This is a genomic window from Salinicola sp. 4072, assembly GCF_036663415.1.
Taxonomy (GTDB): domain Bacteria; phylum Pseudomonadota; class Gammaproteobacteria; order Pseudomonadales; family Halomonadaceae; genus Salinicola; species Salinicola salarius_A.
The window spans coordinates 14,740-40,069 of record NZ_JAXOVV010000014.1 but is presented as its reverse complement, the minus strand read 5'-3'; the positions used below and the strand labels follow the sequence as shown (position 1 = coordinate 40,069).

Here is a 25,330-nt window from a genome sequence, read left to right as displayed (position 1 = left end):
AGCGATAGGTAAGAACGGCACCGGTGGTTCGTGGGCTGCCGGTGTCCCGCTGCGGAGTGGTATTCATGCCTTATGTCTCTCTGATCCTGGGTCGCATCATCAAGGCGGTCATCGTGCTGCTGGCGATCCTGGTGTTCAATTTCTTCCTGATTCACGCTGCACCCGGCGACCCGGCCGCGGTCATGGCCGGCGAGGCCGGCGCCACCGATCAGCAGTTCCTGGACGATCTGCGCGAGCGCTTCGGTCTCGACCAGCCGCTGCCGGTGCAGCTGTGGCGCTACATGAGCGGCGTGCTGCAGCTCGACTTCGGCTACTCCTACCGCCAGCAGATGCCGGTGCTCGATCTGATTCTGGACCGGTTGCCGGCGACGCTGCTGCTGACCGGTGCGGCCTTCGTGATCTCGCTGTCGCTGGGCATCCTGGCCGGCACGCTGGCGGCGATGCGTGCCAAACGGCCCTCGGGGTCGATCATCATGGGACTGTCGCTGCTGTTCTACGCCACGCCGCTCTACTGGGTGGCGATGATGGCGGTACTGGTGTTCTCGGTAGCGCTCGACTGGCTGCCGGCCTATGGCTACTCGACGGTGGGCGCCGGCTATACCGGGCTGGTCCATGCCGGTGACGTCGCGGTGCACCTGATCCTGCCGGCGCTGACGCTGGGGCTGTTCTTCATGGCGGTCTACACCCGCATGACGCGCACCTCGATGCTCAGCGTCTCGCAGCAGGATTTCGTCAAGACGGCCCGTGCCAAGGGGCTGGCGCCCGGCATCATCCAGCGTCGCCATATTCTGCGCAACGCGCTGCTGCCGATCATCACTCTGGCCGGTCTGCAGGCCGGGCAGATGGTGGGCGGTGCGGTACTCACCGAGACCGTCTTCGCCTGGCCCGGCATCGGCCGGCTGATGTACGAAGCGCTGATGCAGCGTGACTACAACCTGCTGCTCGGGATTTTCTTCTTCTGCGCGCTGCTGGTGATCCTGTTCAACATGCTGACCGACGTGATCTATCGACTCGCCGATCCACGCATCAAGGAGGCCGCATGAGTTTCTTCAAACGCTTCGCCCAGAATCGTGGTGCCTTGGGGGGGCTGGTAATTCTGGGGCTGGTGGTACTGCTGGCCCTGCTGGCGCCGTTCCTCTATCCCGACTCGCCATGGCGCATGGTGCAGCGGCCGTTCCTGGCGCCCGGTGAAGTCTCCGGGTTCTGGCTCGGCACCGATGTCATGGGGCGCGACGTCGCCGCCGGGCTCGCCCACGGCGCCTGGGTGTCGCTGCTGATCGGGCTGATTTCCACCGTGGTGGCGCTTGCCATCGGCGTGCCGCTGGGGGCGCTGGCGGGCTACTTTGGCGGCAAGATCGACGATGCGCTGATGCGCTTCACCGAGTTCTTCCAGACCATTCCCAATTTCGCCCTGGCGATCGTGCTGGTGGCGATCATGGAGCCGAGTACCGTCTCGATCGTGCTGGCGATCGCCATCGTCAGCTGGCCGCCGGTGGCGCGTCTGGTGCGCGGCGAGTTCCTGTCGATCAAGCATCGCGAATACGTCGAAGCGGCCAGACTGGTCGGCCAGACCCATCGCGACATCATCATCAAGCAGATCCTGCCCAACACGCTGTCACCGGTGATCGTGTTGGCGTCGCTGATGGTGGCGACGGCGATTCTGCTCGAGTCGTCGCTGTCGTTTCTCGGCCTGGGCGATCCGGACACCATGTCCTGGGGTTACATGATTGGCGCCGCGCGCACGGTGATGCGTCAGGCATGGTGGCTGTCGGTGATTCCGGGCGTGGCGATCCTGCTGACCGTGCTCGCGCTCAATCTGGTCGGCGAAGGGCTGGACGATGCGTTGAACCCTCAACTGGCGCGGCAACGTTAAGGAACGGCAACCCATGACTGCACGACTTTTTCACGGCGTCGCGCTGACGCCGACAGCCCGTCATGCCGCTTCTCCTGCGGCGCGCGCACCGCGTTTTCGAAGCCGTTCGCGGATGAATGCCCTGTCCCCTGGAGTCGATCATGAGTGAGCCATTACTACGTATCGACCGTCTGGCGCTGACGCTGCCGGATGGCGCCGATCGGCTCTACGCCGTCGATAACGTCAGCTACGATCTGAGCGCCGGCGAGATCCTCTGCGTCGTCGGCGAGTCTGGTTCCGGCAAGTCGATGACCGCGAATGCCGTCATGGGGCTGCTCCCGACCGGCGTGCATGCTTCCCGGGGGCGGGCGCTGTTCGACGGCCAGGACCTGCTGGCGATGGACGAGATCAGCCATCGCGCCCTGCGTGGCCGGCGCATCGGCATGATCTTCCAGGAGCCGATGACCGCGCTCAACCCGCTGATGCGGGTCGGCGAGCAGATCGCCGAGGTGTTCGAGGCGCACGGGCTGCTGACGCCCAGAACGCGCAAGGAGAAAGCGCTGGCGCTGCTCGAGGAGGTGCGTCTGCCCGACCCTGAAGCCGCGCTGCGCGCCTATCCGTTCGAGCTTTCCGGCGGCCAGCGTCAGCGGGTGATGATCGCCATGGCGCTGGCGCTCGAGCCGGAGCTGCTGATCGCCGACGAGCCCACCACGGCACTGGACGTCACCACCCAGGCGCAGATTCTGCATCTGGTGAAGGATCTCCAGCAGCGTCATGGCATGGCGGTCATGTTCATTACCCACGACTTCGGCGTGGTGGCCGAGATCGCCGATCGTGTCTGCGTCATGCGCGAAGGCAGGATCGTCGAGATGGGCAGCGCTAGCGAGGTACTCGACAACCCGCAGCACGAATACACCCGCGCCTTGATCGAGGCGATACCCGGCGACGCCGTGCCGCCGAGCCGGGACGAGGCCCAGGCCAAGCCGCTGCTGTCGGTGAAGGGGCTCGACAAGGTCTACCGGTCCAGCGGCGGTTGGTTCCAGCCCAAGCGCGAGGTGGTGGCGCTCGAGGGCATCGATTTCACCGTGGACAAGGGCGAGACGCTGGGTGTCGTCGGTGAATCGGGCTCGGGCAAGTCGACCCTGGGACGCTGCATCGTGGGTCTGAATACGCCCGACAGCGGCGAGATCCGGCTCAACGATGTCGACCTGCGCGCGCTGGAAGGGCGCGAGCTGCGTGAGCACCGCCGTCGTATCCAGATGGTGTTTCAGGACCCTTACGCCTCGCTCAACCCGCGCATTCGCGTCGGCATGGCGATCGCCCAGGGCCCCATCGCCAACGGCGTGGCCAAGGCCGAGGCGATGAAGCAGGCACGCGAGCTGCTGGCAACGGTGGGGCTCGACGCCAGCGCCGCCGAGCGGTATCCGCATGAATTTTCTGGCGGCCAGCGCCAGCGTATCGGCATCGCCCGGGCGCTCGCTCTCAACCCCGAATTGATCGTGGCCGACGAAGCCGTCTCGGCGCTGGACGTTTCGATCCAGGCCCAGGTGCTGAAGCTGCTCGACACGTTGAAGAAGGAGTTCGAGCTGTCGCTGCTGTTCATTACTCACGATCTGCGCGTCGCTGCCCAGATCTGCGACCGGTTGATCGTGATGCAGAAGGGCAGGATCGTCGAGCATGGCAGTGCCACGGAAATCTTCCTGTCACCGCAGCACGCCTACACCCGCGAGCTGCTGGCAGCGATTCCCGGACGCGCGCATCACGCCGAGCCGGCCAGGGCCGCTGCCGTTTAAGTCGCCGAACGACTCCTGGATCAAGGAAAAGAGATCGAGGGCAAGAGATCAGGATAAAGGATCGAGAATGAAGACGATGGATACCGAGCGCTCTAGCGCTTCTACCGGCGCGCTCGAAACGCACGAAGTTACGCAGAGTCAGGGCATAGTGCTGGGCGTATTGCTGGGCTCTCCGGAGATCATGACCGAATACATCGCGGCGTTCGAGCAGGTGACGCCGCAGTTTCGTCTGGCATTGCCCCAGGATGTCGCCGATCCCGAGGCGATCACCTTCGCATTGGCCTGGGATCCGGGCGCCGAGGATTTCCGACCCTATCCCAACCTGCGTCTGGTCTCGTCGATCGCGGCGGGCGTCAACGGCATTCTGGCCAGCGCGAGTCTGCCCAGCGATGTCCCCCTCATGCGCATCGCGGGCGACTCCCAGGCTCAGATGATGGCGGGTTTCGTGACCTGGCACGTGCTGTGGCACCACCGCCGCTTCGGCGACTATCTGGCCAATCAGCGTCAGCGACATTGGCAGCGGTTGCCCAAGCGCGATGCCAGCGATGTCCGCATCGGTCTGCTGGGGGCGGGCAAGATGGGCGGCGCGGTGGCGCGGGCGCTCATGGCGCTGGATTACGATGTCGCGATCCATTCCCGTAGCGGTCGTAACCTGCCGGCCGGCGTCGAGGGATTCAGCGGCACCGACGGTCTCGAACGACTCGTCGCGCGCAGCGATATCCTGATCAACCTGCTGCCGTTGACCGCTGAGACCCGTGGCATTCTGAATGCCGAGCTGTTCTCGCGACTGCCTTCGGGCGCGGTATTGATCCATGTCGGCCGTGGCGAACATCTGATCGAGGCCGACCTGCTCGCCGCGCTCGATAGCGGTCAGCTTTCGGCGGCGTCGCTGGATGTCTTCGCCATCGAGCCGTTGCCCACCGACCACGTCTTCTGGCACCACGACAGGATCGTCGTGACCCCGCACGATGCCTGCGATTCGACACCGACCCAGGTGGCTCAGGAAGTTGCCGAGGCGATGGCGCGGCTGGATGGCGGCCAGCTGCCGATAAGCGTCGTGGATCGCCACGCGGGTTATTGAACTAGGCACTGTCTGAAAAGTACTGCGCTCGCCCATGCGGCGTTAAAAATCGGCTGGAGCGCCAGCCCGGTCAAAATGCTCATTTACACCCTGTAAACTGGAGCGCCAGCCCGGTCCGCTTTCGCCGATTTTTGCCTTGCCTGGCCTTCGCTCGTCGACTTTTCAGACAGCACCTGGAAACGGATGGCGGAAAAACAAGGACAACATCGATGAAGACATTCTTTCACGACGATCAGCTGCGTCATCAGCCGCAGACCTATTTCTCGCGCGGCAAGATGCGCAAGCCTCAGGAAGTCCCCGACCGGGCCGAACATCTGCTGGCGGCGGCCAGGCGGCTCGGCTTCGAGATCCAGGCGCCGGCGGACCACGGGGTCGCGCCGCTGCGGGCGGTGCATTCGCTGCTCTATCTGCGCTTTCTCGAGAGCGCCTATCGGCGCTGGCATGCGCTGGACGAAGACTGGGGCGAGGAGGTGATCTCCAACATCTTCGTGCGCTCGCCCAATGCGCTACGCGGGATTCTCGCCGAGGCCGCGCGCTATCTGGCGGATGGCAGCGCGCCGGTGGGCAAGCACACCTGGCAGGCCGCCTACTGGGCGGCGCAGAGCGCGGTGGCCGGCGCCGAAACGCTGCTGGCGGGCGAGCGCTTCGCCTACACGCTGTCGCGCCCGCCGGGTCATCACTCGGGCATCGACTCCGCCGGCGGCTTCTGCTTTCTCAACAATGCCGCCATCGCGGCGCAGCATCTCACGTCACGCTATCCGCGCGTCGTTGTGCTCGACACCGACATGCACCACGGCCAGGGCGTGCAGGAGATCTTCTACGAGCGCGATGACGTGATGTACATCTCGATTCATGGCGATACTACCAACTTCTACCCGGCGGTCACCGGCTTCGAGGACGAGCGCGGGCGTGGCGCCGGGCTCGGCTACAACCTCAACCTGCCGATGCCGCACGGTTCGCCGGAGTCGGTGTTCTTCGAGCGTCTGGAAGAGGCCTGTCAGGTCATCCGCCTGTTCGAGCCGGATGCGCTGGTGCTGGCGCTGGGCTTCGATATCCACGAGAAGGACCCGCAGGCCAAGGTGGCCGTTACCACGCCGGGCTTCGGCAAGCTCGGTCGCGCCATCGCCGGTCTCGACCTGCCGACGCTGATCGTGCAGGAGGGCGGTTACTACCTGGAAGGGCTCGAAGCCAATGCGGTGAGCTTCTTCGAGGGGCTATCGGGTCGCTGAAGCTCGGCGACGTTTTTCCAGCGATCCGGCTGACGGCGCGACAGGTTCGATCGCCGTCTCCCACCATTCGAGAGAGCCAATCCATGTTGAGCGAAAGTCAGGTAAGCCGCATCGTCGATTCGGTGGATGCCCTGTTCGACGCGCAGTTGCAGTTCACCCAACGGCTGGTCGAATTTCCGTCATTGCGCGGGCAGGAGCATACCGCGCAGGACTTTCTCCACGACGCCATGGCCGAGCGCGATTTTGCCATGGATCGCTGGAAGATCGATGTCGAAGACATCCACCATCACGAAGGGTTCGGTCCGGTCACGATTTCCTACGAGAACGCCTTCAACGTGGTGGGCACCTATCGCCCCGAACGCCAGACGGGGCGCTCCCTGATTCTCAACGGCCATATCGACGTGGTGCCGACCGGCCCGCGCGAGATGTGGAGCCGTTCGCCCTGGGAGCCGGCGATCCTCGACGGCTGGATGTACGGGCGCGGCTCGGCCGACATGAAAGCCGGGCTGGTTGCCAATCTGTTCGCCTTCGACGCCGTGCGCGCGGCGGGATTCGTGCCCCAGGCGCCGATCTACTTCCAGTCCGTCGTGGAAGAGGAGTGCACCGGCAACGGCGCGCTGGCGGCACTGCTGCGCGGCTATCGGGCGGATGCGGTGATCATTCCCGAGCCCGAGGAGAACATGCTGGTGCGCGCCAATGTGGGCGTGCTCTGGTTCAAGGTGAGAGTCGCCGGGCGGCCCTCCCATACGCGGGAAATGACCAGTGGTTTCAACGCCATCGACGCCGCCTACGCCGCGATCGAAGCGTTGCGAACGCTGGAAGCGCAGTGGAACGCGGAGAAGGCCGAACATCCGCATTTCGAGGATCTCGAGCACCCCATCAACTTCAACGTCGGCCAGATCCAGGGCGGCGACTGGCCCTCCACGGTGCCGCCGTGGTGCGAGTTCGACATGCGTATCGCCATCTATCCCGGCACCAGCGCGGACGAAGCCCGGCGCGCGGTCGAGGAGACGCTGGAACGCGCGGCTCGCAACGACGCACGTCTGGGCGGCGAGGCCCCCAAGGTCACCTACACTGGTTTCTACGCCGAAGGCTACGTGCTGGAAGAGGGCTCCGATGCCGAGCAGACGCTACGCGCCTGTCACGAGATCGCGTTCCGCGAGGAGCTGAAAACGTTCACCACGCCGGGCTATCTGGATGCCCGCGTGTTCACCATCTACGGTGACATGCCGACGCTGGTGTATGGCCCGAAATCCCGGGATATTCACGGTTTCGACGAGCGCGTGCACATCGAATCGCTGCGGCTGGTGACCAAGACCATCGCGCTGTTCGTGGCCGACTGGTGCGGGATCGAGGAGACCGCCTAGAGATTCTGCACCCGGAAATCCTGTGATCGATCGATCTCGTCGCCGGCGACCATGAACCGGCCGTGGCCACGGTAGTGAAGCGTCCGGGGCAGCTCGATCGAGGTGTCGACGTGTGCCTTGACGATCTCCCAGATGAACAGCTCGTGACGGTCGATCTGGCTGTCGTCGACCAGCCGGCACTCGAAGCTGGCATAGCACTCGTCGACCAGCGGTGCGGAGACGATCTCGCCTGAAGCCGGCGTCAGCCCGAAGGCGTCGAACTTGTCGAGTTCATCGCCATCGCTGTTGCCCACGCCTACCACGGCATCGGCGAGCTCCAGCGTCGGCACGTTGATGGTGCATTCGCGGCTTTCCCGCACCAGGCGGTGGCTGTAGTTTCCCGCGGTGATCAGACAACCGAAGTGGGCCGGCGAGAAGCCGAGCATCATGTGCCAGCCCATCACCATCAGGTTGCGTTCGCCACGCCAGTGGGAGCCGACCAGCACGATCGGGCCGGTCTCCAGATGGCAGCGGCATTGATCCAGCGGAAAATCGGTCCTGTTTGGTCTCAAGAGTGGTGCCCTTCTGCCGATACGATGATTCCAGCATAGATCACGGCATCGATGATCACTGGCATCTGTGATTACTGACATCTGAGACTACTGGCATCGATGGCTCGTATACCGGTTATCGACGCCTTCAATTTTTCGTCACAGTTGTGTGGTTCTATCCTAGCTGCCATCCCCCCGGACGACAGGCACACCCGACTCAAGGAGAAGCAGCGTGAAGATTTCAGGGCGCATCAAGGCGTTGATCGTTATGGCAGTGGTTGTCTACGTGCTCGCGCACGTGGTGCGCGCCATGCTGATGACGCTGATCCGCTCGAATGCGTTGCTTCACCCTTTGCGTCCCTCGCCGAGAGTGTCGCGACAAACGCCACACCGCGAGTGCGATGATGCCAAAACGCTGAAGCAGTGCACGCGCTGCTGACGCACGCGATCTCGACACATCGATATCCACGAACCCGGCCGCTCAGGCCGGGTTCGTTTTTTATGTCGTTGTTGTTTTTATGCCGTTAGTGATGAGGTTCGACATCGCGCGACCACCCACGTCGGCTATTATGAAAGCAGCCGTGGCAATCGCGTTCTGCCTACGGTGACGACGCCCCCGACGCCAATGACAGGATTTCCATGCAACCCATCAAAATCGCCCTGATCGGCGCTGTCTTCTGTAGTGCGGCCGCCCAGGTCGCTGCGGCGGATAGCGTCACCATCGGTACCAACAACTGGGCCGAGAATGTGGCCGTGTCCAACATGTGGCAGCAATTGCTGGCAGAGAAAAACATCGACGTCGAGCTCAGCGAAATCTCCAAGCCGCTTCTCTTCGGCGGTCTGGCCAGTGGGGATATCGATCTGTTCCTTGAGGTATGGATTCCCAGCGATCAGACCTATGTCGATCGCTACTCGCAAGACGTCGAGCTCCACGAAACTTGGTACGACAATGCGCGCGATACGCTTGTCGTGCCGAGCTACGTCGAGGGAATCGAAAGCGTCGCCGATCTGGCCGAGCGCGAGGAGGATTTCACCTACCAGGGCCAGCCGACCATCTTTGGCATCGGCCCCGGCGCGACCATCTCGGATGAAACCGATGCAGCGATCGAGCACTACATGCCAAGCTATCGTCAGCTCGGCAGCAGCGAGTCGGCAATGCTGACGCAACTGCGCTCGGCAATCGATGAGCAGGCGCCGATCGCCGTTACGCTATGGCAACCGCACTGGGCTTTCGCCGAGTGGGACTTGAAGATCCTCGATGATCCGGCCGGGATCTTTGCATCCAACCAGCAGATCAAATGGGTCTCGCGCAGCGGTTTCGCCGACGACGAGCCGCAGGTCGCGAAGATGCTGGATGCCTGGCACATGACGCCGGAACAGCTCTCCACGCTGATGCTGGCAATCGAGAACGCCGGCGACGCCGACGAAGGCGCTGCGCAGTGGATCGATGACAATCGGGAACTGGTCGAGGGCTGGCTGGCGGCGGACGACAACGGTTGAGCGCCGGCTCACCTTCGTGCCACCTCGCCTTCGTGCCACCAAACACCACGTAGCTATCAAAAACGCCCGCATTCCTCTCAAGGAATGCGGGCGTCGTCGTTGCTGCACGGCATCGATTGCATCACTGATGCGATGCCGTCGCGGTCACTTATTCGGCTGCTTGGTGACGCGCAGGTAAGGCTTCTTCTCGTCCCAGCCGTTGGGGAAGAGTTCCTTGGCCTTTTCGTTGTCGATCGAAGGCACGATGATTACGTCGTCACCGTCCTGCCAGTTGACCGGCGTGGCGACCTTGTGGCTGTCGGTCAGTTGCAGGCTGTCCAGCACGCGCAGGATCTCTGCGAAGTTGCGGCCGGTGCTGGGCGGATAGGTGATCGTCAGGCGCACCTTCCTGGCCGGGTCGATGATGAACACCGAGCGCACGGTATTGGTACCGCTGGCGTTGGGGTGAATCATGCCGTAGGCCTCGCTCACCGAGCGGTCGGCGTCGGCCAGCAGCGGGAAGTTGAGCCCGCAGCCCTGGGTTTCCTCGATGTCGCCGACCCAGCGGGTGTGATCGTCGAGCGGGTCGACGGAAAGGCCGATCGCCTTGGTGTTGCGACGCTCGAATTCCGGCTTGAGGCGCGAGACTTCCCCCAGCTCGGTGGTGCAGACCGGCGTGAAATCGGCCGGGTGAGAAAACAGAATGACCCAACTGTCGCCGGCCCACTCGTGGAAATTGATCGGGCCGTCGGTGCTTTCCTGGGTGAAATCGGGAGCGGTATCGCCAAGTTGCAAAGCCATGACTTTCTCCTGTTGCCGTTGACGGCTTCTGTACGAAGCCTCGAGTCGAGTGCTTATCATGACGGGCGAGAGCAGTGTCGTGAAACAATCGATAGCACTAACGACATGCCAACGCTCGTGATGTGTGAATGACCTACCTATAACGTGGTAGCCAAGGCCCGATATCTCAAGGGCGAGACCGTTTTTCCCTTCGCCGTCGCTTTCGGGTCAATTCGCTGGCGCGGCCGCCCCCAGGTAGTGCTGGCGCCAGTAGCGAATATCCAGCGACGAAACGCTGACCGTGCGGCCGCTACCGGGAGCATGGATCATCTGGCGATCGCCCATGTAGATGCCGACATGGGTCGCGCGATTGCCGGAGCCGAAGAACAGCAGGTCGCCGGGCCGGGCGACATCGATCTCGTCGAGGGCGTGGAACTGCTCGTTGGAGGTGCGTGGCAGCGAAATGCCGATCTTGCCGTAGGCCATCTGGACCAGGCCCGAGCAGTCGTAGCCACTGTGTGTGGTGCCGCCCCAGCGATAAGGCGTGCCGAGCGCCTCCTTGGCCGCCGACATCACCAGAATGCGATCGATGGAGAGGTTGTTGCCATCGATGGCAGGCCCGTCGTCACGGGTGGCGATGGTCTTCTGCGAGCTGCAGCCCGCCAATAACAGCAGAGCCAGTAGAAGCAGAGCTAGTAGAAGATGGTATACGAGGGAGCGGGGAAGCGTGACGGGATTGCCAGCCGGCACCGCAGGCAGGGAAAGGGATGACGATATGATGCCGCGCTGCATGACGCTGAGTCCTCGCTACCGGTTTGGTTCCAGTCTAGGACAGCGCCGTCGGCCTGCAAAGACGCGCGGGCTGTCTCGCCACGCTGCGCGGACTCCCTTCGTTCACTTGTGACGCGTGGTCGTTGCCCCTATTTAGTCTCCGACGATTCTAGTTCCCGACGAAGACTCGATGTTTCCAATCAGCTAGCGAAGGAGGCCCGATGGCCATCAGCGAAGATCAGGTTCCCGGTGTCCAGCCCGCCACGGCGGAGAGCCAGGGTTTCGTGTTCAATCACACCATGTTGCGCGCCAAGGATCCCAGGGCCTCGCTCGCGTTCTACACGCGGGTGTTCGGCATGCGCCTGCTGCGCAAGCTCGATTTCCCCGAGATGCAGTTCACGCTCTATTTCCTGGCGCGAGTCGATGACGCCGACGCGATCCCCGAGGATGACGGCGAGCGCACCGCCTATACCGTCTCCCAGAAGGGCGTGCTGGAGCTGACCCACAACTGGGGCAGCGAAGAGGATCCCGAGCTTTCGTATCACGACGGCAACGCCGAGCCGCAGGGCTTCGGGCATATCTGCTTCTCGGTGCCGGATCTCGCGGCGGCGGAGCAGTGGTTCGATGCCAACGAGGTCGAATTCAAGAAGCGCTCGGACCAGGGCAAGATGAAGAACGTGATCTTCGTCAAGGATCCCGACGGCTACTGGATCGAGGTCGTGCAGCCCTCGCTGTCGAAAGGGCTGGGACGAGCGTAAGGGCGGCGGTATCGCGAAGCGCTTGAGCCTTGGAGATCGGGACTTCTTGAACGTGGAAACGACGAACTCGATCCTGGTCCTGCTTCCCATCCAAGGATTTACCGAACCAGGTTAAGAGCAAGACAGTCATGCTTCACCGCCATGGTCACGATAATTTTCGATCATTTGTCGGAAATCAGGGTTGTCCACATAAGCGACATTGAAGCGTGACCAGGCGACTGGCTTCCGGAGAGCGACGGAGAAAATCGAACCGGGAGCCAGGACGAAGTTCTGCTCCAGCATATAACGGGCAAGGGCGTCAGCATCGTCGATGCCGGGAAAACGGGCCCAGAGGTAAAGGCTGGTTTCTGGTCTGCAGAACACCTCGGCACCCATATCATCGAACTTGGCGAGACTATGCTTGACTGCACGGGTGGCATGCTCGGCCAGGTGCAGGGCGTGTCTGCGAAAACTTCCTTCCTCCAGAATCAATGTCAGGGTTCGCTCGGAGATTTCCGAAGTGCTGGCATTGATGAGCATGTTTAGATCTGCCAAGCCTTCGGCCAACGCGCGATCGCAGGCAATGAAGCCCGAGCGTAAACCTGCGGATACCGATTTCGAAAAGCTTCCTACGTAGATGCAGTGGCTGAATCCGCCCAACGACGCTATTCTCCGGCTCTCAGGCGGACCGAATTCTGCCAGGGCGTCGTTCTCAACGATGGTGAAGTTGTGCTTTCTTGCCAGAGCTATCAAGGTTTTCGACGTTGATGGAGATGTCGTGGATCCCGTTGGATTATGAGAGACTGACTGGGTAAAGAATAACTTCGGCCTTTCCCGTGTCGCCCAGCGAGAAACCGCATCCATGTCGGGACCATCGGCCAAACGTGGAACGGGAAGCATTCTAATATTGCGTAATCGGAGTTTTCCGAAGAGCAAGTAATAGCCCGGGTCATCGATCATGACGCTATCACCAGGGTCCAGCGAAAAGCGAATGATTAGGTCCAAGGCTGAATTGACACCGGACGTAGTCAAAATGTTGTCTGGAGACGCATCGATTTCGTGATCCGCCAGCTTCTGTGCCAACTGTTCTCGCAGTGGTGGATAACCGCCGTGATAACCATAGCGTATGGCGGAAAGCGACCCTCCACTGATAGCTTTCCGGTAATGTCGTTCCAGCGCAATTTCCTTGAGCCAATGCGCTGGCGGAAATCCTTCTCCCAGTCGTGAAGGACCGGGATTTCTTACCAGCTGCTCCCGCATTAGCCAGATATTGTCCATGGCCCGGTCGAGCTCGTGGGGGGGGACACTGTCATCAATACGTTGAGACGCCAGGCCGGTAACGAAGAAGCCAGCGCCGTGACGACTTTCGATCAGCCCCTCCTTCACCAACCGGCCATAAGCGTTGAGCACCGTATTTTTCGCCATCCGATGTAGCGCCATGAATTCTCGAATCGAGGGTAAGCGGTCTCCTTTGTGTAACGAACCGCTGGCGATCTGACGGCGAACGATTTCAATAGCGCGTTCGGTAAGAGTCTGTTTTTGACGCACTGACAAAGTATTGTCCTCATCGAAAGTAGAAGGGATTTCCTCAACGCCGCTTCTTCAGCCGTGTTCATTCTGTCGATAGGAGTGTACCCATCATACTGTTACCAAGACATAGGTACAGTATGTGGGTCGGTGATGTTCCGTTAGTCTGGCGCTATTCATTCACCACAGAGTTGTCGCCATGACCTGCTCGCGTATCGCTGACTTTCGTAATCTTTCACCTCGTGATCGCCTCCAAAAGCTCGTGGAAATAAAAGCTTTGTCAGATGATGATGCGGCAAAGTTGAAGAGTCCGGGAGTCCTGGGGCTCGAGACAGCCAATGGCATGATCGAGAATGTCATCGGGACTTTCGAGTTGCCGGTGGGAGTTGCCACCAATTTCATCGTCAATGGTCGAGAAGTATTGATCCCCCTCGCTGTGGAAGAACCCTCGGTCGTTGCTGCGGCATCCTATATGGCAAGGCTGGCCCGAGACAGCGGCGGTTTCACCACTTCCTGTAGCGAGCCGTTGATGCGAGCACAAATCCAAGTGCTGGACATTCCCGACCCTCATAACGCTCGACTGAGTATTCTCGCCAACAAACAGTGGATTATCGACAAAGCCAACGCCTGCGACGGTCTGCTCAATCGACTGGGCGGGGGGTGTAGGGATGTCGAGGTTCATGTTTTTCCCCATACGGCCAGTGGGCCAATGGTGGTCGCGCATTTGATCGTGGATGTTCGGGATGCCATGGGAGCCAATGCGGTCAATACCATGGCAGAAGCCGTCGCACCACTTGTCGAAAGCCTCAGCGGTGGGCGCGTCTGTCTGCGCATCCTCTCCAACCTAGCCGATCTCCGGTTGGCGAGAGCCCAAGTCAGGCTCTCCGCTGACCAGCTGACCACCTCGAGATTCGACGGCGAGTCCGTGATCGAAGGAATCGTCGAGGCATACCGGCTTGCGGCGATCGATCCCTACCGGGCGGCGACCCACAACAAGGGCATCATGAACGGCATCGATCCCCTGATCATCGCTACCGGTAACGACTGGCGCGCCGTCGAAGCCGGGGCGCATGCCTTTGCCAGCCGCCATGGCCATTACGGTTCGCTATCGACCTGGGAGAAGAATACCCAAGGTGATCTGGTGGGGACGCTCGAGATACCCATGCCGGTGGGGTTGGTCGGCGGTGCGACCCGTACGCATCCGCTCGCACAGTTGTCACTGAAGCTTATGGGTGTCGAAACCGCCAGCGAGCTGGGAGAAATCGCGGCGGCAGTGGGCCTGGCTCAGAATCTGGCCGCCCTCCGAGCTTTGTCGACGGAGGGCATTCAAAAAGGGCATATGGCACTGCATGCACGCAATATCGCGCTGACGGCAGGCGCAACAGCGGACGAGCTCGACCTTATCGTGCGGCGAATGGTCGAGGACGGGCGCGTCAGCGCAGATAACGCCTCGGAACTGCTACGGCAGCAGCGCGGAACGAACTCATGACAACCAGGGAGCCGGTGCGACTCGTTGAGGTTGCCGCCCGAGATGGTCTGCAGAACGAGCCGGAGGTGTTGCCTGTCGCCATGCGGGTCGAACTGCTCGAACGCTTAGCCGATACGGGCTTGCTTCACTTGGAAGCCGGTGCCTTCGTCTCCCCACGCTGGGTACCCCAAATGCAGCAGACCCAGGACGTGCTGGGCGAGCTGAATCGGCGACCGAATGTTACCTACTCCGTACTGGTACCCAACTCGAGAGGGTTTGAATTTGCACTGGCTGCGGGGGTCGACGAGGTCGCGGTATTCACGGCGGCTTCCGAAGCCTTTGCCCATCGCAATATCAACTGTTCCATTGCCGAGAGCCTGGCACGTTTCGAACCCATCATGCCGCTGGCCGCACAGGCCGGCATCCGTGTCCGGGGTTACATCTCCTGTGTGTTGGGCTGCCCCTACACCGGCGATGTCGATCCGCGGGAAGTGGCGACGCTTGCCCGCCACCTGCTCGACATGGGCTGCTACGAGGTCAGTCTCGGGGACACGACTGGCATTGGCACGCCACGCCACACTAGTGAATTGATCGAGGCTTGTGCACGACAAATGCCCGTTGGCGCTTTGGCGGGGCATTTCCACGATACTTGGGGCATGGCCGTCGCCAACGTGCAGGCCGCGCTGGAGGCCGGGGTGCGTGCCTTCGATGGTTCGGTCTCAGCTTTAGGTGGTTGTCCCTACGCACCGGGTGCCACAGGTAACGTGGCGACCGAATCCCTGGTGCACCTGCTCGAGAGTCAAGGGTTCGACACCGGCATCGACCTGGAGCGGTTGGTCGATGTTGCCGAGTGGGCCGACCGCACGCTGTCACGGAGTACGCCTTCACCCGTGGCCAGGGCCATCCGCGCCAATCGTGGTCGAGGCGGTCGTCTCGGCAACTAGCAAGAGGAGGATTATGACAATGAGAAATGATCGATTGCTCGAGGTCTGGAATGACACGGTAGATAGTCACCACCTGATCTGCTCGTTGATCATCGGTGGAGCGGTCAGCTTGGGCGCTTTTCAGGCAGCCGAGTGGCTGCTTGGCATGTTCATCAGTGACCCTCGAATGGCGCGAACCTACGCCATGCTATTCGGCATCATCGGTTGCGTGCTGGGCGGTGCAATCTGCGCATACCTCTTTCGGCCCAAGCGGGAAGTCGTCGAAGACATCGTCGATACTGAAAACCTGCAAGGGGTACTGGCTGCCCTTTACGCCGATTATGGCAGCAGGGGAGGGGTGGAAGATTTACCGGAGGCCGTCCGATCGGAATTGAGAGAACTCGAATTGGAAGAGGCCTTTCTGGTTTATGAGCGTGATCATGCCAAAGGCGACGCCGTTGCGCTGACCGAGCATCACCTTGAGCGCGCGGATCAAGAAGGAGTGAAGTCATGATGGATGCCTTGTTGGCACAGCTCCCTGTGGCGTTGGGCATGGGTATCATCGGGGCTGTCGTGTTTTCAGCCATAGGTCTTGTCTCGGGGAGCGACGAGACCACTACCATTGCGCCTTTGACGTTACTGGTCGTGTTAATCGGCGTTCCGCCCGCCGGTGTGTACACTTTCTTCCTGGCAGGTGCGGTATCCAAACACATGACCCATGCCGTACCCACCGCACTGCTGGGGATTCCCGGCGACACCATGGCTGCGCCAATGATGCGCGAGGCGAACTATCTGCGTCAGTTGGGTGTTCCGCATATCGCATTGCGCAAGATGATCTCCGGTGGCGTCATCGCTGCATTGATCGCGGTGCCGGTGACTGTCGTCTTTGCGCTTTTGTTGGCGCCTTTCGGTGGTTTCGTGCAAAACACCGCGCCCTATCTATTTTTGGTTGCCGCACTGGCGATCGCCTACTTTTCTCCCGGTCGCTGGGCAGCAGTGCTGGCGTTGGGGCCTTTCGTGCTAGTGATTGTCGCGCTGCAGAATCTCACCGCTGCCCACGGCGTCAAGTTGGGCGTCAGCTATTTCCTGGGCATTGCCATCGGGCCGCTGATTTCCGATCTGTTCCTGGTATTGTCGCCCGCCGAGCGAGCCCGGCGGAAACGGGACCGACCTGCCCGGTTTTCGCTGGCGCCCGACGTCAAACGCTGGAGCGGTTACTTCCCCAACCCCCTCAAGGTCCTGGATTCCCGACAGACGAGTTGGACGATAGGCACTGCCGTGGCCTCCAGTCTCACCTTCGTGTTCAGCCCGGTGGCCATGACGGTCATCATGGGTGAGGTGGTCTCAAGCCGCATTCGACATGTCTATCACCGCTTGACGACGACGCTGGCGGTTCGCAATGGCGTGACCGAGTCGACCTATATCGCCGAGGCCCTCATTCCTTTGATGGCCTTCGGCCTGCCATTGAGTCCGGTTGCTGCGGGTCCGGCGGCACCGCTTTTCAACGCGCCGCCACGCTTCACCGTGGATAGCGCCAGCGGCCAGGTGAATAACCTGCACAATCTACTGGGAACTTGGGAATTTCTGGTTTACGGGCTACTGGCAGTAGTGCTTGCGTTGCTGATCGCCTATCCCTTCTCGATGAACTACGCCCGCCGTGCTGCCTCCTTCGTGTCCCGCAATATCAGCCACGAAGCGATCATCGGCACCTTCGTCGGGCTCATATTGGTGATCGGTCTTTGGGAAGGCGGCTTGCTGGGCTTGCTGGTCGTTGTCACGGTGGGGCTGGTAGGTGGGTTCCTGTCACGTTTGTTGGGCTTCAATATTGGCGTACAGTTCATGGGATTCTACATTGCCGTATTAACCGTGCCAACGCTGTCTGCTCTGTTGTGAGCATCGAGTATCAGATGCCACGTCTACAAGACGACAAGATTGAACGTGTGAATGGCCGTCAAGGCATGTCCCCCGGCGTTTCCCCACCCGGCAGGGCGTCGCTCGGGCGTCGGGGCGAGTCGCCTCGGGTCGAGGCATAAGGGGAGCGTCGCAGACAGCTAGCATCGAGCTGGGCGAGTGTGGGCCGGCCGAGCTGGGCCATCAGGTTGTGCAACTGATCCTTGAGCAGATCGATGGCATGAGCCGCGCCCGCTTCTCCGCCCAACGCGAGGCCGTAGAGAGTCGCGCGCCCGCACAGCACGCCTTCCGCTCCCAGCGCGACGGCCTTGGCGATATCGCTGCCACGACGGATGCCGCTATCCAGCAGTATGTGCATCGAATCCCCCACCGCGTCGACGACCTCGGGCAGTGCATCCAGTGTTGCCGGCGCGCCGTCGAGCTGGCGTCCGCCGTGGTTGGTGACGACCACGCCGTCGGCACCGATGCGCCTGGCCTCGAGCGCATCCTCGGCGTTGAGAATCCCCTTGATCAACAGCTTGCCGGGCCAGCGCTCGCGAATGTCGGCCAGCACTTCCCAGGTCAGCCGGCGCGTCATGCGCTGGTTGATATAGCCGGCGGCGCTGCCCGCGCTCTGCTGCTCCTTGGGCAGATACTTCATTAGGTTGCCCAGCGTCGGCAGCCCCTGAGGCCAGAGCGCGCGATAGACCCATTGCGGATGCAGGCCGGCATCCAGCAGGTAGGGCCACGCCAGGCGCCGGGGGTTGAGATAGCTGCGTGAATCCCATTCGCGACGCCCCAGCACGACGGTGTCCGTCGTGACCATCAGCGTCTCGACGCCGACGTTCCTGGCGCGTTCGAGCATATCGTTACGCACCGCCTCGTCATCCAGCACGTAGAGCTGGAACCACAGCCGCGCATCCGGCACGGCGGCGGCGAGGGTTTCCAGGCTGGCACAGGAGACCGTGCTGAGCGTGAAAGGAATGCCGCGACTGGCTGCGGCTCGCGCCAGGGCGATATCGCCATCCCGCCACAGCATGCCGTTGTAGCCGGTGGGGGCGATGGCCAGCGGCAGTTCGGCAGGGACATCCAGCAGTCGGGTACGGCTGTCTCTGGCCTCGACATCGACCAGCGTGCGCGGTTGCCAGCCCCAGGCGGCGAAGGCGCGGCGGTTGTCGCCGAGCGTGGTTTCGTCCTCGGAACCACCGTGGACGTACTCCCAGGCGAAGGCCGGGCGCCATCCAGGCGAGTTCATCGATGCTCTGCGCGCGGCGCCACGCATAGTGGGAGGAGTAGCGACGTTTCACGAAACCTCTCGATATCGGCAGGGGGATCAGGGCGTCCCGATACGGCAGACGTTAGCACGCCATGCATTCGTCGACGATGCCACCAAGGGTGGGGTGGAGGTTGGCTTGGCCGTCACGAGGTGAGTCGCGATTCGGCCAGGGAACCTGCCCGGCGCGAAGACGTCTGATGAACGATTCTCTTCGGTGCAGCCTGATTCGCGATGATCGGGTATGCTGCCAATTCGACTGCCGACACACAAAGGATGGGGTGTTCATGGATCGTAGAAGTGTGCTGAAAAGCGCGATTGCCCTGGCTGCCTGGTACGGCCTGCCCTCGGCGCCACTATTTGCGGCGGCGCGCGCCACCAGCGATATCGCCGACGGCGAAGCGGCGGCTTTCAGTTTCGACTGGCTGCAGGGCTTCGCCCGCGATCTGGCCGCCAAGGCGTATCAGAGCAACGTCGAGAAACTGCCGCCGACCCTGGCCAATCTCACGCCGCAGAACTACAACGCCATCGGCTACGATCCCGACCATTCGTTGTGGAACAGCATGAATGGCCCGCTGGACATCCAGTTCTTCCATGTCGGCATGGGGTTCAACCAGCCGGTCCGGATGTACTCCATCGACCCGCAGACCCAGCAGGCCAAGGAGATCCACTTCCGTCCCGACCTGTTCGAATACGCCAGGGCCGGTGTCGATGTCTCCCAGCTCGAGGGGCAGAGCGATCTCGGCTTCGCCGGATTCCGCGTGTTCAAGGAGCCGTCGCTGACCGAGCGGGACATCGTCTCCTTCCTCGGTGCCAGCTACTTCCGGGCCGTCGACGACACCTATCAGTACGGTCTGTCGGCACGCGGCGTGGCGGTCAACACCTATACCGACGGCAAGACCGAGGAATTCCCGGCGTTCACCCGCTTCTGGTTCGAGACGCCCAAGCCGGGTTCGACGACCTTCACCGCCTATGCGCTGCTCGATTCGCCGAGCCTGGCCGGTGCCTATCGCTTCGTCATTCACTGCGAGGAGGAGCGCGTGGTGATGGACATCGACAAGCACCTCTATCCGCGCGAGTCGATCGCCCAGCTCGGCATCACGCCGATGACCAGCATGTTCAGCTGCGGCACGCAGCAGCGCGACATGTGCCTGACCTTCCACCCGCAGATCCACGACTCCGACCGGCTGTCGATGTGGCTCGGCAACGGCGAGTGGGTCTGCCGGCCGCTCAACAATCCGCCGCGGGTCCAGTTCAACACCTTCGGCGACGACAATCCCAAGGGGTTCGGGCTGCTGCAGACCGATCACGACTTCAAGAGCTACGAGGACATCGTCGCCAACTACCACAAGCGCCCCAGCCTGTGGGTCGAGCCGAAGGGGCAGTGGGGCAAGGGCGAGATCCAGATGCTGGAGATTCCCACCACCGGGGAGACCATGGATAACGTGGTCGCGTTCTGGAAGCCGGAAAAGGCGATCGAGCCGGGGCAGGAGCTCAATTACGGCTACAAGCTCTACTGGAGCGCACAGCCGCCGGTGAAGCCCGAGCTGGCGCGAGTCCGCAAGACGTTCACCGGCATCGGCGGCTTCCCCGAGGGCTGGGCGCCGGGAGAGCACTACCCGAAAGTCTGGGCCCGGCGCATCGCGGTGGATTTCGTCGGCGGCGAGCTCAAGCACTTCTACGACAACGACATCGATATCAAGACCCAGCTCGACGTGCCGGAAGGCGACGTCAAGCAGCTCGATATCCTGTGGGTCAAGGAGATCGAGGGTTTCCGTATCCAGTTCGACTGGTACCCGACCAGCGACTCCACCGATCCGGTCAACATGCGGCTCAACCTGCTCGCCGACGGCAAGACGGTGAGCGAGACCTGGCTTTTCCAGTATTTCCCGACGCCGCCGGAGGAGCGGGAGTATCCGGCGCATCCGGCAAGCTAGGCTTTGTCTGAAAACTGCCTGCGCTCGGCCATACGGCGTTAAAAATCGGCTCAAAGTACTCATTTACACCGCGTAAACTCCGTCTTTTCACCGATTTTTGCCTTGTCTGACCTTCGCTCGACGACTTTTCAGACAAAACCTAGGCCAGACGCAAATCTGCAAAAACCCACGGGGCGGCCATCTGGCCGCCGCGTTTCTTTCAGGTGTCGTTAGCGCTACTTTCACCGCAACACGAGCCTGTGCCGGTCGTAGGCTTTCAGCCCGATGCCGCTTTTCAAGCGCCGAAGCCGGCGCAAGCCGAAGCCCGTCACTAGTACCCGAACCGCGCCGCGACCGGGCCGGTGATCTCGGCGATCATCGCCACTTCCGCATCGCTGAACCTGGGCTTGTAGTAGGTCGGTGCGTGCAGGCCGCTGGCGGCTTCCGCCAGCGCTTGCGGCTCGAGTTCGAGCTCGGCATGGTCGAAAACCGCCTGCAGGCTCTCGCGAGGCGTGCCGCAGAGATCTTCATAGCGCACGATGAGACACGCCTTGCGCAGCTCGGGATCCTCGTCCAGCGTATCGGCGAGGTGAGCGTAGATGGCGGCCCAGTAGCGCGCCCATCCCTCGACTTCGTTGCCGGCTTCCCACAGCGCGGTGATGCGCCGGGTTTCCTCGTCGTCGCCCACGTTGATCGCCCGCCGATCGAGGCCGAACTCGTAGTGTCCCACCCGTCGCATGTGTTCCAGCGCGCGTGGCTCGCTGGTCTCTCCGGCCACGAACAGCGCCTGCTGCTTCATCAGCGAGGCGATGTGCCAGACCGGGTCGCGAATCACCAGCACGAACTTCGCCTGCGGATAGAGCCGGTGCAGATAGCCCAGCCGCACCAGGTTGTAGTTGCCCTTGGCGACGTAGCGCTGGCGCTTGCGCACCGCAAGCAGCTTGCGGATATGCTCGTCGTAGAAGCGCTCGAAGGCGGGATGCTCGGCATGGCGCCCTTTCACCGAGCTCTGGGTCGGATCGTGGGTCTCGGGAAAGAACGCCATCCATAGCATCTCCTCGAACGCCTCCGGGCTCTGCGAGGTCACCTCGATGCCGTCCTTGTGGGCGCGCTCCTGGGCCTGCTCCTGCTCTTTTTTTTGAGTCAGGGGCACCAGCGCGAGCCAGCGATTCCACCAGTAGGGCGTCAGCAGCGGCGGAAAATCGACGTAGCGGTGAGTCGCCACGGCGGGGTGGGAGGCGAGATGCTCAAGCAGAATGGTCGTACCGGAGCGGGCGAGCCCGGCGACGTAGACGGGACGGTCGACGTGCCTGTCGGCGATCGAATCCTGCACCGCTCGCGTTTCCAGGTTGCCGAGCTTGATCCAGGTGCCGGGCTTGCGGTGAATCCAGCCCCCCAGCCAGTGCATCCAGCCGGGCACCACGAAGCCGGGATCGCTGACCTTGCCGCTGGCGGCCGGGCTGGTGCCTGCGTTGCCGGTACCTGCGTTGCGGGATTCGACCGGCCGGGAGGTCGAATTGTCGGAATCCGAGGTGCTCATTCGATTTTCGCCCAACGATAAGTGAGAAGAGACACGATCGTCATGACCGGGAAGAAAATAGCGAGCCAGTGGCGCATCCAGCCTGGCCCGAACGGCAGATATTCGGGTTGGGGCAGGTCGAAGGCGACCCGCTCGATGGGGCTCTCCGCCGGCAGATAGCCCAGCGGGTTGGCAGCCAGCCAGTTCCACCACTGGCGCTTTTCGATTACCGGGATAGGGGCAGTCATGGCAACGTTGGCCAGCTCGCTGCTGCCGTCGCTGACGATCACTCGCAAGCCGCCGTCTTCCCGAACCCATTGCGCGTCGTAGGGGGCGTCGCTGTTTTGCGGAGTCACTTGCACGGAGGGCGTCTCACCCTCGGCCGGCAGTGCGTGGGCGTAGTGGCTTTCCAGCCAGGTCAGTAGCGCCAACAGCGGCAGGATCGAGACGAGCGTGGGCAGAAACACCAGCCCGAGATGCCGAAAGGCGCTGATGAACTGGTCGCGAATCAGCGGGCCGGCATCGCTGAATTCCCCATCGAAGTCATTGAGTCGCCTGCGCGCCGTGCGCGCTTCCCGTTTGGCATTGGCGATCCTGCCTTGCGGTGACACCAGCCGATACAGGAACAGCGTGCCGACACCGGCGATCGCCGCCCATACCACCAGCCGCAGCGTGGCGGGCAGGACGCTTTTCATCCCGCCATCGATGGCGGCGAAGATCGGATCCGGCAGATCCAGTAATCCCATGTGTCCTCCTGACACTGGCCCATCGTCCGCGCGTCAATCGCTGCCGGGGAGCAGAATGCCCCGGCAGGATGACGAGCGCGTAACGCGGGCATTTGAATCCAGGCTTCTCAACTCAGGCTTCTAATCCCAGGCATTCTGGAAGAGGCGGGCCGACGGCGACGACGCCTTGCCGGCCCGTTTTATGGGTATTCAAGAGATGATATTGCCAAGGCGTGACGCCGCTAGGAGCGATGCCCGACGTGAGACGCTCCGCGCTGACTCTCCTCGACGCGGGCGGTGGTCGGTGGCGACTCCGGATCCTGGGCGGTGCGGGCTTGGGCCGTGCTCGTACCGCTCTCGGCGGTGCCAGTCTCGAAGGTACTATTCTCGGCCCCGCCGCTCTCCGCCGAGGCGGCGGCTTCGGCCTTGCGTCGGCGCCGCATGCGCCGGATCGGCCACATGATGACGAAGAACAGCGCCATGCCGATCGCGGCGATGATGCCCCACAGCGCGGTCAGCAGGCTCAGCCCCGCGCCCGGGCCCACATAGGCTTCCGCAGCGAGCGGCAGGGTAGCGCCGATGGCGATGAGGACGGTCGGCAGGCGTGTGGCGTGTCGTTGGGTCGGTCGAGTCATGACGGTTACCTCTCAGTGGCTGAATCAGCCCCTTCAATCACCCCGAGGGCACCCCGACGTCGATGTCGTCACGTGGGGCCACTCCAGCCGACGCTTGTGGCGTCGATCATTATAGTCAGTTCAGCTTAAGCGGGGTCAGCCGGAAATTGAATGAGGTTTTTTGTTAGCACGTTCGCCGACATTGGCGTCGTTTTGTAATCAAGAGTGAGCTGGGTAACCATGAGTTCCGCTATCGGCCGGGCCTCGCTTCCGGAATTTTTCTGGCGTTCGCCGACTGGGTCGATATCATCGGCGGCTTCGTCTGCCGGCTGCGCTCGGCAGGCACGATTCACGGTTTGAAATGGGGCGATGCATGAATGCTGTGGTGCTGGCCATTCTGATAATGGTCACGTTGAGTCTGGCGCGGGTCTCGGTCGTGTTTGCGCTGATCGTCGCCGCGCTCGTGGGTGGGTTGTATGCCGGCATGCCGCTGGGCGGGATTCTCGATGCCTTCAATGGCGGGCTGGGCAATGGGGCGACGGTGGCGATCTCCTACGCGGTGCTGGGGGCGTTCGCGGTGGCGCTGTCACGCTCGGGCATCACCCAGGCGCTGGCCCGTCGCGCCATTGAGCGATTCCATCTCGAGGGCTCCGGCCCCCGTCGGCGCCGCGTGGTGCTGGCCCTGCTGGGCTGCCTGCTGCTGGCGGCGATCAGCTCGCAGAACCTGATTCCCGTCCACATCGCCTTCATTCCGATCCTGGTGCCGCCGCTGCTGGCGCTGATGAACCGGCTCCGGCTGGATCGTCGCGCGGTGGCCTGTGTCATTACCTTCGGGATCACGGCGCCCTACATGCTGCTGCCGGTCGGGTTCGGCGCGATCTTTCTCAACGACATTCTGCTCAACAATCTCAACACCAGCGGTGCGGAATTCGGCCTGCAGGTCGAGGCGGCCCAGGTGCCGCTGGCGATGGCGATCCCGATCGGCGGCATGGCATTGGGCCTGCTCGTTGCCGTCTTTTTCAGCTATCGCCGCCAGCGCACCTACGAAGACCGGGCGCTGGTAGGCCAGCAGGACAGCGAGGAGCCCGCGTCGGCCGGCGCTGATCGCCCCCTTCGCGGCTGGCAGAAGATCGTGCTGGCTGCGTCGTTGGTCGGCACCCTGGTCGTCCAGCTGTTGACGGATTCGATGGTGCTGGGCGGTCTGTTCGGCTTCGCGCTGCTGTCGGCCAGCGGCGTGTTCCGCTGGCGGGAGCAGGACGACGTGTTTACCGAAGGCATGCGGATGATGGCGCAGGTCGGCTTCATCATGATCGCGGCGGCCGGTTTCGCCGGCGTGATGCAGGCGACCGGCTCGGTGGAAAGCCTCGTGACCAGCTCCGCGGCGATGATCGGCGATCACAAGGGGCTGGCCGCGCTGATCATGCTACTCGTAGGCCTGTTCATCACCATGGGGATCGGCTCCTCGTTCTCGACCATTCCGATCATCGCCTCGCTCTACGTGCCGCTGGCGCTGAGCTTCGGCTTTTCGCCGCTGGCGACCGTTGCGCTCGTCGGCACGGCGGCAGCGCTGGGCGATGCCGGTTCGCCGGCCTCGGATTCCACTCTGGGGCCGACTGCCGGGCTCAATGCCGACGGCCAGCACGACCATATCTGGGACAGCGTGGTGCCGACCTTCCTGCACTACAACGTGCCGCTGCTGATCTTCGGCTGGGTCGCGGCGATGGTGCTCTGATTTCGGGCTCCGGGCTCCGGGCTCCGGGCTTCGAGCGACGGTTGACGGGCGACGGGAGCCGGCCTCGGGAATGCGAAGAGCAGCGTTGGCGGGTGGTGCCTGTTAAGCTGGCCGACTATTAGCG

Annotated in this window: 23 protein-coding genes; 15 read left to right on the top strand and 8 right to left on the bottom strand. The window is 62.4% G+C overall.

The genetic code is table 11. The features are described from left to right. The first annotated feature begins 65 nt into the window (after positions 1-65). The 6 genes from R3F72_RS10930 to R3F72_RS10905 all read left to right on the top strand — a co-directional run bounded on the left by R3F72_RS10930 (position 66) and on the right by R3F72_RS10905 (position 7,322). Positions 66-1,043: an ABC transporter permease gene (locus tag R3F72_RS10930; RefSeq protein WP_087718553.1), complete on the top strand. Its 978-nt coding sequence runs from the start codon at positions 66-68 to the stop codon at positions 1,041-1,043. After that, positions 1,040-1,873, top strand: a complete 834-nt coding sequence (locus R3F72_RS10925; protein ID WP_087718552.1) for an ABC transporter permease — start codon at positions 1,040-1,042, stop codon at positions 1,871-1,873. Before R3F72_RS10930 ends, R3F72_RS10925 begins: the two co-directional genes overlap by 4 nt. Before the next feature lie 140 nt (positions 1,874-2,013). Continuing rightward, the gene (locus R3F72_RS10920) at positions 2,014-3,645 is read left to right on the top strand and encodes an ABC transporter ATP-binding protein (protein WP_087718551.1); all 1,632 of its coding nucleotides are present in this window, start codon (positions 2,014-2,016) and stop codon (positions 3,643-3,645) included. Between the two features lie 67 nt (positions 3,646-3,712). Then, on the top strand, positions 3,713-4,726 hold the full coding sequence (locus R3F72_RS10915; protein ID WP_332779636.1) for a 2-hydroxyacid dehydrogenase: 1,014 nt from the start codon (positions 3,713-3,715) through the stop codon (positions 4,724-4,726). A gap of 209 nt (positions 4,727-4,935) precedes the next feature. Beyond that, the gene (locus R3F72_RS10910; protein WP_087718550.1) at positions 4,936-5,955 is read left to right on the top strand and encodes a histone deacetylase family protein; all 1,020 of its coding nucleotides are present in this window, start codon (positions 4,936-4,938) and stop codon (positions 5,953-5,955) included. 83 nt (positions 5,956-6,038) lie between these two features. Beyond that, positions 6,039-7,322 carry an ArgE/DapE family deacylase gene (locus tag R3F72_RS10905; RefSeq protein WP_303853722.1) on the top strand — a complete coding sequence of 428 codons (1,284 nt, stop codon included), beginning with the start codon at positions 6,039-6,041 and terminating at the stop codon, positions 7,320-7,322. Here the strand turns inward: R3F72_RS10905 and R3F72_RS10900 are convergent. Beyond that, positions 7,319-7,873 (bottom strand): flavin reductase family protein, encoded by a 555-nt coding sequence (locus tag R3F72_RS10900; protein ID WP_303853720.1) that lies wholly within the window; start codon positions 7,871-7,873, stop codon positions 7,319-7,321. The two genes, R3F72_RS10905 and R3F72_RS10900, sit on opposite strands and share 4 nt — an antisense overlap. Before the next feature lie 211 nt (positions 7,874-8,084). Between R3F72_RS10900 and R3F72_RS10895 the strand changes: the two genes are divergently transcribed. Together R3F72_RS10895 and R3F72_RS10890 are read left to right on the top strand one after the other, a co-directional pair. Next, entirely contained in the window at positions 8,085-8,291 is a 207-nt protein-coding gene (locus R3F72_RS10895) for a hypothetical protein (RefSeq protein WP_087718545.1), read from the top strand. A 200-nt stretch (positions 8,292-8,491) separates the two neighbouring features. Then, the gene (locus R3F72_RS10890) at positions 8,492-9,352 is read left to right on the top strand and encodes a glycine betaine ABC transporter substrate-binding protein (protein WP_332779635.1); all 861 of its coding nucleotides are present in this window, start codon (positions 8,492-8,494) and stop codon (positions 9,350-9,352) included. 144 nt (positions 9,353-9,496) lie between these two features. On the opposite strand, the gene R3F72_RS10885 is transcribed toward R3F72_RS10890, so the two are convergent. Both R3F72_RS10885 and R3F72_RS10880 read right to left on the bottom strand, forming a co-directional pair. Continuing rightward, the gene (locus tag R3F72_RS10885) at positions 9,497-10,192 is read right to left on the bottom strand and encodes a peroxiredoxin (RefSeq protein ID WP_277354956.1); all 696 of its coding nucleotides are present in this window, start codon (positions 10,190-10,192) and stop codon (positions 9,497-9,499) included. Positions 10,193-10,339: 147 nt separating this feature from the next. Next, the gene (locus R3F72_RS10880) at positions 10,340-10,903 is read right to left on the bottom strand and encodes a C40 family peptidase (protein ID WP_332779634.1); all 564 of its coding nucleotides are present in this window, start codon (positions 10,901-10,903) and stop codon (positions 10,340-10,342) included. Positions 10,904-11,103: 200 nt separating this feature from the next. On the opposite strand from R3F72_RS10880, the gene gloA reads away from it, so the two are divergent. Then, positions 11,104-11,640 carry a lactoylglutathione lyase gene (gene gloA, locus R3F72_RS10875; protein WP_332779633.1) on the top strand — a complete coding sequence of 179 codons (537 nt, stop codon included), beginning with the start codon at positions 11,104-11,106 and terminating at the stop codon, positions 11,638-11,640. A gap of 126 nt (positions 11,641-11,766) precedes the next feature. Here gloA and R3F72_RS10870 read toward each other — a convergent pair whose 3' ends face one another. Beyond that, the gene (locus tag R3F72_RS10870; protein ID WP_332779675.1) at positions 11,767-13,167 is read right to left on the bottom strand and encodes an aminotransferase-like domain-containing protein; all 1,401 of its coding nucleotides are present in this window, start codon (positions 13,165-13,167) and stop codon (positions 11,767-11,769) included. A 178-nt stretch (positions 13,168-13,345) separates the two neighbouring features. Here R3F72_RS10870 and R3F72_RS10865 point away from each other — a divergent pair, with 178 nt between their 5' ends. From R3F72_RS10865 to R3F72_RS10850, 4 genes are read left to right on the top strand one after another with little or no spacing between them, the layout of a single operon-like run. Further along, positions 13,346-14,635, top strand: a complete 1,290-nt coding sequence (locus R3F72_RS10865) for a hydroxymethylglutaryl-CoA reductase, degradative (RefSeq protein ID WP_332779632.1) — start codon at positions 13,346-13,348, stop codon at positions 14,633-14,635. Then, positions 14,632-15,558, top strand: a complete 927-nt coding sequence (locus tag R3F72_RS10860) for a hydroxymethylglutaryl-CoA lyase (RefSeq protein ID WP_332779631.1) — start codon at positions 14,632-14,634, stop codon at positions 15,556-15,558. Before R3F72_RS10865 ends, R3F72_RS10860 begins: the two co-directional genes overlap by 4 nt. Positions 15,559-15,577: 19 nt before the next feature. Next, on the top strand, positions 15,578-16,051 hold the full coding sequence (locus R3F72_RS10855) for a hypothetical protein (RefSeq protein WP_332779630.1): 474 nt from the start codon (positions 15,578-15,580) through the stop codon (positions 16,049-16,051). Next, positions 16,048-17,430, top strand: a complete 1,383-nt coding sequence (locus R3F72_RS10850) for a tripartite tricarboxylate transporter permease (protein ID WP_332779629.1) — start codon at positions 16,048-16,050, stop codon at positions 17,428-17,430. The genes R3F72_RS10855 and R3F72_RS10850 overlap by 4 nt, the downstream gene beginning before the upstream one ends. A 58-nt stretch (positions 17,431-17,488) precedes the next feature. Here R3F72_RS10850 and R3F72_RS10845 read toward each other — a convergent pair whose 3' ends face one another. Next, positions 17,489-18,682 carry an alpha-hydroxy acid oxidase gene (locus R3F72_RS10845; protein ID WP_332779628.1) on the bottom strand — a complete coding sequence of 398 codons (1,194 nt, stop codon included), beginning with the start codon at positions 18,680-18,682 and terminating at the stop codon, positions 17,489-17,491. A 305-nt stretch (positions 18,683-18,987) separates the two neighbouring features. Here R3F72_RS10845 and R3F72_RS10840 point away from each other — a divergent pair, with 305 nt between their 5' ends. Then, positions 18,988-20,637 carry a glucan biosynthesis protein gene (locus R3F72_RS10840; RefSeq protein WP_303856713.1) on the top strand — a complete coding sequence of 550 codons (1,650 nt, stop codon included), beginning with the start codon at positions 18,988-18,990 and terminating at the stop codon, positions 20,635-20,637. A gap of 310 nt (positions 20,638-20,947) precedes the next feature. Here the strand turns inward: R3F72_RS10840 and R3F72_RS10835 are convergent, their stop codons facing one another. From R3F72_RS10835 to R3F72_RS10825, 3 genes are all read right to left on the bottom strand, one after another. Continuing rightward, positions 20,948-22,156, bottom strand: coding sequence for a sulfotransferase family protein (locus tag R3F72_RS10835; protein ID WP_332779627.1), 1,209 nt, complete (start codon positions 22,154-22,156; stop codon positions 20,948-20,950). Then, a complete protein-coding gene (locus tag R3F72_RS10830; protein WP_332779626.1) occupies positions 22,153-22,881 on the bottom strand; it encodes a hypothetical protein in 729 nt (242 codons plus the stop codon). Before R3F72_RS10830 ends, R3F72_RS10835 begins: the two co-directional genes overlap by 4 nt. A 221-nt stretch (positions 22,882-23,102) precedes the next feature. After that, a complete protein-coding gene (locus R3F72_RS10825) occupies positions 23,103-23,495 on the bottom strand; it encodes a hypothetical protein (RefSeq protein ID WP_208625364.1) in 393 nt (130 codons plus the stop codon). 352 nt (positions 23,496-23,847) lie between these two features. Here R3F72_RS10825 and R3F72_RS10820 point away from each other — a divergent pair, with 352 nt between their 5' ends. Then, positions 23,848-25,206, top strand: a complete 1,359-nt coding sequence (locus R3F72_RS10820; RefSeq protein ID WP_332779625.1) for a Na+/H+ antiporter family protein — start codon at positions 23,848-23,850, stop codon at positions 25,204-25,206. The last annotated feature ends 124 nt before the right edge of the window (positions 25,207-25,330 follow it).